This is a genomic window from Nocardioides sp. CPCC 206348 (genome assembly GCF_048654705.1).
Classification (GTDB): Bacteria; Actinomycetota; Actinomycetes; order Propionibacteriales; family Nocardioidaceae; genus Nocardioides.
The window spans coordinates 29,729-38,063 of sequence record NZ_JBMCZA010000149.1; the positions used below are offsets into that span (position 1 = coordinate 29,729).

Sequence of the window (8,335 nt, forward strand, 5' to 3'; positions counted from 1 at the left end):
GGCGCTCAAGCGGCAGGCCGCCCTGTCGGTCGCGTCGTCCAACCTGCCCGACCGGGTGCCGGTCGCGGTCGTCGACGACCGTGAGTACCTCATCACCGACCTGCACCGCAACCGCGGTCCGCAGGTGCCCGCCCGGATCGTGCCGGCACCGATGTTCGCCGACATCCTGCTGCGCGAGAGCGTCATCAAGACCGCCGCGCTGGCCTCCGGGCTGCGCCGGGCCCTGTCGCCCGAGGTCCGCAACCGGATCCGCTTCGAGATGAAGCGCGAGATCAAGCGCTCGCGCAAGGGCCGCAAGCTGATGCTCAAGGCCGCCCGTCGCGACTGGGAGACCCGTCAGCGCGCCGGCGTCGAAGGCCCTTCATGAAGAGCGGTCTCTGGTTCGCGGCCGGCGCCACCGCCGGTGTCTACGGCATGGTCAAGGTACGGCGCCTCGCGGAGGCGCTGACGCCCGATGGCATGCGCGACCGGGTCAACGCGGCCTTCGTCGGCGCCCGCATCTTCCGCGACGAGGTCGTGCAGGGTCAGGTCGACGCTGAAACCCAATTGCGCGAGCACTTCCGCGCTGTGGAGGCTGGGCAGCGTCGGGCCCCCCAGACCCACGAACTACCGATCCGTTCCACCACGACGGCCGTGCCGGCCGCCCACACCCTGGAAGGCCCCTCATGACGGCGACACCGGACGGCTACCTGACCAGCGCCGAGATCCGCAACCGGTTCCTCGCCCACTTCGAGGGCCGGGGACACACCGTCGTACCGTCTGCCTCGCTGCTGCTGGACGACCCGAACCTGCTGTTCGTCAACGCCGGCATGGTGCCGTTCAAGCCGTACTTCCTGGGTCAGGAGACGCCGCCGTACGCGCGCGCGGCGAGCGTCCAGAAGTGCATCCGGACCCCCGACATCGAAGAGGTCGGCAAGACCACCCGCCACGGCACGTTCTTCGAGATGTGCGGCAACTTCAGCTTCGGTGACTACTTCAAGGAAGGCGCCATCGAGCTCGCCTGGGAGCTGGTCACCAAGTCCCAGGCCGACGGCGGCTTCGGGCTGGACGAGTCGCTGCTCTACCCGTCGGTGCTCGACGGTGACGACGAGGCGATCGGCCTGTGGAAGAAGATCACGGGCCTCTCGGACGACCGCATCGTCCGGCTGCCTCCCAAGGAGAACTACTGGTCCATGGGCATTCCCGGGCCCGGTGGACCGTGCTCGGAGATCCTGATCGACCGCGGTCCCGAGTTCGGTGCCGACCGCGACTGGGACGCCGGCGACCGCTACCTCGAGTTCTGGAACCTCGTGTTCATGCAGGACGAGCTGTCCGCGGTCCGCAGCAAGTCGGACTTCGACATCGCCGGCCAGCTGCCCAACAAGAACATCGACACCGGCATGGGCCTCGAGCGGGTCGCGTACCTGCTCCAGGGCAAGAGCAACATGTACGAGATCGACGTCGTCTTCCCGGTGATCGAGAAGACGATGGCGCTCACCGGCAAGACCTACGGTGCGGCGTACGACGACGACGTCCGCTTCCGCGTCGTGGCCGACCACATCCGCTCCTCCATGATGCTGATCAGCGACGGCGTCACGCCGGGCAACGAGGGGCGCGGCTACGTGCTGCGTCGACTCCTGCGCCGCGCGGTCCGCAACGTCCGCCTGCTCGGCTACGAGGACCCGGCGCTGCCCGAGCTGTTCCCCGTGTCGCGCGACCGGATGGGGGAGAGCTACCCCGACCTGATCGCGGACTGGGGCCGGATCGCCCAGGTCGCGTTCGCCGAGGAGGAGGCGTTCCGCAAGACGCTCCAGGCGGGCACGCAGATCTTCGACCTCGCGGCCGGACAGGTGAAGGGCGCAGGCGCCACGACGATCCCGGGCGACAAGGCCTTCGCGCTGCACGACACCTACGGGTTCCCGATCGACCTCACCCTCGAGATGGCGTCCGAGGCAGGCCTGAGCGTCGACGAGGACGGGTTCCGCCAGCTGATGGCCGAGCAGCGCAACCGGGCCAAGGCCGATGCGAGGTCCAAGAAGGGCCAGCACGCCGACACCGGTGTCTACCGCGGCATCCTCGATGCCAACGGCCCCACCGAGTGGCTCGCCTACGAGACGCTCGAGACCGAGTCCCGTGCGCTTGCCGTCCTCAAGGAGGGCGCGGCGGTGAAGTCGCTCGTCGCGGGCGAGGTCGGTGAGGTCGTCCTCGACCGCACCCCCTTCTACGCGGAGTCCGGCGGCCAGGTGGCCGACGCCGGCGTCATCGAGTTCGATGGCGGCAAGCTCGAGGTGCTCGACGTGCAGCGGCCCGTACGAGGCCTCGTGGTGCACCAGGTGCGGGTCCTCGAGGGCGAGCTGCCCGCCGAGGCACGTCAGCTCCAGGCGAAGGTCGACCCCGACTGGCGGACCGGCGCGCGCCAGGCGCACTCCGGCACCCACGTCGTCCACGCAGCGCTGCGCGAGGTGCTCGGTCCCACGGCCCTGCAGTCCGGTTCCTACAACCGCCCGGGCTACCTCCGCCTCGACTTCGGCTGGTTGAGCGCCCTGTCGCCCGACCAGGTGCAGCAGATCGAGCTCGTCTCCAACAACGCCCTGCGGGCAGACCTGCCCGTCGGCTGGGAGTACATGACCCTCAGCGAGGCGCGCGACTGGGGAGCGCTCGCGCTCTTCGGCGAGACCTACAACAACGAGAAGGTCCGCGTCGTCGAGATCGGCGGCCCGTGGTCGCGCGAGCTCTGCGGTGGCACCCACGTCGACCACTCCAGCCAGATCGGCACCATCGTCGTGACCGGTGAGGCCAGCGTCGGTTCCGGCAACCGCCGGATCGAGGCCTTCACCGGTGTCGAGGGCTTCTCGTACCTCGCGCGCGAGCGCGACGTGGTCAGCCAGCTCTCCACCCTGCTCAAGATCCAGCCCGACGACATCGTCGGCCGGGTCGGTGACCTCCTCGAACGCCTCAAGCAGTCCGAGAAGGAGATCGAGAAGGCCCGGCTCGCCCAGCTGCTGTCGGGCGGCGCCGCGCTGGCCGACGGTGCGGCGGACGTCAACGGCGTCCGACTGGTCGTGCAGCGACTCGACGGTGCCACCGGTGGCGACGTCCGCACGCTCGCCACCGACGTCCGGGCCCGGCTCTCGGGCGACACCCCGGCGGTCGTCGTACTCATCGGGGCAGCGGACGGCAAGGCCGCCATCGTGGCCGCGCTCAACGACGCTGCGCAGGCGCGCGGCCTCGCCGCCGGCGAACTGGTGCGGGCAGCCGCGCCGCTCCTCGGTGGCAAGGGTGGCGGCAAGGCCGACATGGCCCAGGGCGGTGGCACCGACGTGTCCCGGATCGACGAGGCGCTGGCGGCCGTGACCGCCACGGTGGCGCAAGCACCGTGAGGCGCGGGGTCCGCCTCGGCATCGATCCGGGGGATGCACGGATCGGAGTCGCGCGCAGCGACCCGTGGGGAGTCCTGGCGACCCCCGTCGAGACCGTGCGTCGCGGCAAGGGCGACCTGCGCCGGATCCATCAGATCCTCGCCGAGGAGGAAGCGGTCGAAGTGATCGTCGGGCTGCCGCGATCGCTGTCCGGATCCGAAGGGCCGGCGGCGGTGAAGGCGCGCGAGTTCGCGGTGCGACTGTCCCGTCGGATCGCTCCGGTGCCGGTGCGGCTGGTCGACGAGCGCCTCACGACTGTGACGGCGACGGCTATGCTGCGCGACCAGCGCAAGGGAGCGAAACAACGCGCCGTGATCGACCAGGTCGCGGCCGTCGTGATCCTGCAGCAAGCGCTGGAGGTCGAACGCACCACGGGACTGCCTCCGGGCGAGGTCGTGGACCACGAGGCCACCACGATTGTCGCGGAGGACACCGCAGGACAAGGAGACGCATGAGCCAGTCGGATCTGCCGGAAGTGGGCCTCGAGACCGTTGCGCCCACGCAGCACGCAGCGCACCCGGTGCACGACCCGGGTCGCCGTCGCGCTGAGCGCAAGCGCCGCTCCGGCTCCGGCTGCCTTCCGATCCTGCTCGTGATGGTGCTGTTCTGTGCCGTCATCGCGTGGTTCGCGCGCGGTGCCATTGGTGACGTGAAGGACATGTTCGCCGGCCCCGAGGACTACCCGGGCCCGGGCACGGGCGAGGTCGAGGTCGTCATCGACCCCGGCCAGAGCATCCGGTCGATGGGCAACGAGCTCAAGGAGCTCGACGTGGTCGCGTCCTCGGACGCGTTCGTCGATGCCGCGTCGGCCAACAACGACGCGCAGAAGATCCAGGCTGCGACGTACGTCATGAAGCTCAAGATGAAGGCGGCCGACGCCGTCGCGTTCCTCGCCAACCCGGCCAACGCGGGATCCGGCAACACCGTGACGGTCCCCGAGGGGGCCCGGGTCGGACAGGTCGTCGAGACGATCGTCAAGAAGACCGACTTCACCGAGAAGCAGCTCACCGCACTCCTCGACAAGCCGGGCAAGATCGGGCTGCCGGCCGAGGCGGGCGGGAACCCCGAGGGCTACCTCTTCCCCGCGACCTACGAGATCACCGAGACGACCACCGCCCAGAGCCTGCTCAGCGAGATGGTCGCCCAGACCGAGGCGGCCGAGAAGGACCTCCAGATCGCGGCCGGGGCCGAGCGCTTGGGCCTGACTGCCCACGAGATCATCACGGTCGCGAGCATCCTGGAGTACGAAGCCAACCGCGGACCGGACTACCCGAAGGTCGCCCGCGTCATCTACAACCGGCTCGACGACGGCATGGCGCTGCAGCTGGACTCGACCGTCTCCTACGCCAGCAAGCGCAAGGGTGACGTCTGGACGACGGCCGACGAGCGCGACAGCGAGTCGCTCTACAACACCTACAAGCACACCGGCCTGCCGCCGGGCCCGATCGGATCGCCGGGCAAGGAGACCATCGAGGCCGCGCTCAACCCGGCCGACGGCAACTGGCTCTACTTCGTCCCGGACTTCGAGAAGGGCACGACGCTCTTCACTGACGACTACGACGAGCACCTCCGCAACGCCGAGAAGGCCAAGGAGTACTGCCGCACCCATGACGAGTGCTGATCGGGTGGGCGCTGATCGGGCCGGCGCGGGGTTGCGGTGCGCTGTCCTGGGAGACCCCATTGCGCACTCGCTGTCCCCGGTCCTGCACCGGGCGGGGTACGACGCCCTGGGGCTCGGGTTCGGCTACGACGCCGTGCAGGTGCCCGCTGGCGGGCTCGCGGGCTTCGTCGCCTCGCTCGGCGACGAGTGGCGGGGACTCTCGGTCACCGCTCCGCTCAAGCGGGAGGCCCTGGACTTCGCGACGGTCGTGAGCGACCGGGCGATGCTGGCCGGCGGTGCCAACACGCTGGTCCGGACCGACAACGGGTGGTCGGCGGACAACACCGACCTGCCGGGTGCGGTCGCCGCCATCCGGGAGCGGTACGACGGCCCCGTGGCCTCGGCGACGATCCTCGGTGCCGGAGCCACGGCTGCCTCGGTCGGACTCGCGCTGGCCGAGCTCGGCGTCCACACGATCCGCCTGCTGGCCCGTGACCCGTCCCGGGCGCGGGAGACCGCCGCGGCGCTGACGCGGCACCCGGGCCTCGAGGTCGACGTGGTGGCGCTCGACGGCGCAGCCATGGTGGGGGAGGTCGTCGTCTCGACCGTCCCCGCCGCCGCGCAGACCGATCAGCTCCTGGCGGCGGCGTCCCAGGCTGCCGTTGTCTTCGAGGTCGTGTACGACCCATGGCCCACTCCGCTGGCGGCCGCGGCGATGGAGCGGGGCCAGGCGCTGGTCTCCGGCCTGGACCTGCTCGTGCACCAGGCCGTGCTCCAGTTCGCGATGTTCACTGGTCACAACGGACCACTCGACGCGATGCGCTCGGCCGGTCTGCGCGCGCTCGCCGACCGATAGGTTCCGCACATGGAACTGCTCCCGGCCCTCGTGGGGGCGCTCGCCGGCCTGCTCGGCGGACTCGTCGTCCCGCGCCTGATCGCGTTGTGCCCGGAGCCCGAGCACAACCCGGCGGAGAACCCCGAGGAGTTCCCTGACCACGTCCGCTTCACGGACCTCGCGGCGCGACCGGGGCTCATGCTCCGCACCGCCGCGGCGGGCGCCGTCGTCGGTGGCATCCTCGGCGCGTCGATCGGTTGGGGCTGGTCGCTGCCGTGGCTGCTGTACCTGGTGCCGATCTGCGTCGCGCTGTCCGTCATCGACTACGTCACCTGGTACCTCCCGAACCGCCTGATCCTGCCGTCGTACGGCGTCGTGGTGGCGCTCGAGGTGGTCGCCGCGATCGCGCTCGAGGAACCCGCGGTGCTGGTGCTGGCGGCCATCGGTGCCGCGCTGCTCGGCCTCTACTACGGGCTGATCTGGTTCATCAGCCCCCGCACGATGGCCTTCGGAGACGTCCGGCTCGGCGTCCTGCTCGGCCTCGCGCTGGGTCCGCTGGGCCTGGCGACGGTCGTCGTGTCCATCGCCACCGCGGCTGTCCTGGCCGTGATCGCCCTCGTGCCGCTGAGTCGCGGCGGCAACATGATCAAGCGCAAGGTGCCCTACGGGCCGTTCCTCGCAGCCGGGGCGCTGGTCGCGGTCGTCGTGGGACGGGTCCTCGCCGGCGCCTGACCCCGTGGGAGACTGGTGCTCATGTTGCGCTGGCTGACCGCAGGGGAGTCCCACGGCCCCTCACTGGTGGCGATCCTCGAGGGCCTGCCGGCCCACGTCGAGGTGACCACCGACGACATTTCCGATGCTCTCGCCCGTCGACGCCTGGGCTACGGCCGTGGCGCGCGGATGAAGTTCGAGGCCGACGAGGTCACCATCACCGGTGGCATCCGGCACGGACGTTCGCAGGGCGGTCCGGTGGCGATCCAGGTCGGGAACACGGAGTGGCCCAAGTGGGAGACCGTGATGGCGGCCGACCCGGTCGACGCCGACGTCCTCGACGCCCAGGCCCGCAACGCCCCGCTGACCCGTCCGCGGCCCGGGCACGCCGACCTCGCCGGCATGCAGAAGTACGACTTCGACGACGCCCGGCCGATCCTCGAGCGCGCCTCGGCGCGTGAGACCGCCGCCCGGGTGGCCCTCGGTCGCGTGGCCAGCAACTTCATCGAGCAGGCCACCGGCGCCCGGATCGTCAGCCACGTGCTGGAGATCGGCGGGGTCCGCACGCCCTCGCGTGAGGTCCCGGCTCCGGACGACGTCGCTCGTCTCGACGAGGACCCCGTGCGCTGCCTGGACCCCGACGGCTCCAAGCTGATGGTCGAACGGATCGACCAGGCCCACAAGGACGGCGACACCCTGGGTGGCGTCGTCGAGGTGGTCGTGCACGGTCTCCCGCCGGGACTCGGCTCGCACGTCCACTGGGACCGGCGCCTCGACTCCCGCCTGGCCGGCGCGCTCATGGGCATCCAGGCGATCAAGGGCGTGGAGGTCGGCGACGGCTTCGAGCTCGCTGCCACGCCCGGCTCGCTCGCCCACGACGAGATCGTGTCGACCGACGAGGGACTGCGCCGGGTCTCCGGACGATCCGGCGGCACCGAGGGCGGCATGTCCACCGGTGAGATCCTGCGCGTTCGCGCGGCGATGAAGCCGATCGCGACCGTTCCGCGGGCGCTGCGGACCGTCGACCTGGCCACGGGCGAAGAGGCCGTCGCCCACCACCAGCGCTCCGACGTCTGCGCCGTTCCGGCGGCCGGCATCGTTGCCGAGGCCATGGTGGCGCTCGTCGTCGCCGACGCGATCCTCGAGAAGTTCGGCGGAGACGCGGTGAGCGAGACCCGCCGTAACGTCCAGACCTACCTCGATTCGCTGAGGTTCAAGTGACTCCTCGGGCCGTCCTGATCGGCACCATGGGTGCCGGCAAGACGACCGTCGGCGAGCTGGTGGCCGCCGAGCTGGGCGTCGCCTTCGCCGACAGCGACCACCTCGTCGAGGACCGGGTCGGCAAGTCCGTCCAGGACATCTTCGTCGACGAGGGTGAAGCCGCCTTCCGTGCCGAGGAACGCGCAGCGGTCGCCTGGGCGCTGGAGAACCACGACGGCGTGCTGTCGCTCGGCGGTGGCGCGGTGCTCGACCCGGCGACCCAGGCGTTGCTCGCTGCCCACCAGGTGGTGTTCCTCCGCGTCGGCCTGGCCGATGCGGTGAAGCGGGTCGGCCTCGGCGTCGGCCGGCCGCTGCTGCTCGGCAACGTCCGGTCACGGATCAAGCAGCTGCTCGACGAGCGCACGCCGGTCTACCAGGGCCTCGCCCGGATCACCGTCGACACCGACGACCGCGCCCCTGCCGAGGTCGCCGCCGAGATCGTGGCGGCCATCAACGGGGGAGCGTCGTGAGCGCCCCCACCGTCATCCGCGTGGCCACCGCGTCGCCGTACGACGTCGTGGTCGGCCACGG

At 70.9% G+C, this 8,335-nt stretch carries 9 protein-coding genes; all 9 read left to right on the top strand.

Annotation, left to right across the window (positions count from 1 at the left end; all coding sequences use genetic code 11):
* The coding region (locus tag ACOADB_RS10375) for a hypothetical protein (protein WP_378597922.1) at positions 1 to 367 on the top strand (367 nt) is incomplete at its 5' end.
* Positions 364 to 669, top strand: a complete 306-nt coding sequence (locus ACOADB_RS10380) for a DUF6167 family protein (protein WP_378597924.1) — start codon at positions 364 to 366, stop codon at positions 667 to 669. The genes ACOADB_RS10375 and ACOADB_RS10380, both read left to right, overlap by 4 nt.
* On the top strand, positions 666 to 3,359 hold the full coding sequence (gene alaS, locus ACOADB_RS10385) for an alanine--tRNA ligase (RefSeq protein WP_378597926.1): 2,694 nt from the start codon (positions 666 to 668) through the stop codon (positions 3,357 to 3,359). Before ACOADB_RS10380 ends, alaS begins: the two co-directional genes overlap by 4 nt.
* Complete coding sequence (gene ruvX, locus ACOADB_RS10390) at positions 3,356 to 3,853, top strand: Holliday junction resolvase RuvX (RefSeq protein WP_378597928.1); 498 nt, start codon at positions 3,356 to 3,358, stop codon at positions 3,851 to 3,853. The genes alaS and ruvX overlap by 4 nt, the downstream gene beginning before the upstream one ends.
* On the top strand, positions 3,850 to 5,019 hold the full coding sequence (gene mltG / locus ACOADB_RS10395; RefSeq protein WP_378597930.1) for an endolytic transglycosylase MltG: 1,170 nt from the start codon (positions 3,850 to 3,852) through the stop codon (positions 5,017 to 5,019). Before ruvX ends, mltG begins: the two co-directional genes overlap by 4 nt.
* Positions 5,006 to 5,854 carry a shikimate dehydrogenase gene (locus tag ACOADB_RS10400; RefSeq protein ID WP_378597932.1) on the top strand — a complete coding sequence of 283 codons (849 nt, stop codon included), beginning with the start codon at positions 5,006 to 5,008 and terminating at the stop codon, positions 5,852 to 5,854. Before mltG ends, ACOADB_RS10400 begins: the two co-directional genes overlap by 14 nt.
* A 9-nt stretch (positions 5,855 to 5,863) precedes the next feature.
* Complete coding sequence (locus ACOADB_RS10405) at positions 5,864 to 6,565, top strand: prepilin peptidase (protein ID WP_378597934.1); 702 nt, start codon at positions 5,864 to 5,866, stop codon at positions 6,563 to 6,565.
* A 21-nt stretch (positions 6,566 to 6,586) separates the two neighbouring features.
* Positions 6,587 to 7,765, top strand: a complete 1,179-nt coding sequence (gene aroC, locus ACOADB_RS10410; RefSeq protein ID WP_378597936.1) for a chorismate synthase — start codon at positions 6,587 to 6,589, stop codon at positions 7,763 to 7,765.
* Positions 7,762 to 8,274, top strand: coding sequence for a shikimate kinase (locus tag ACOADB_RS10415; protein ID WP_378597938.1), 513 nt, complete (start codon positions 7,762 to 7,764; stop codon positions 8,272 to 8,274). Before aroC ends, ACOADB_RS10415 begins: the two co-directional genes overlap by 4 nt.
* Positions 8,275 to 8,335: the final 61 nt, after the last annotated feature.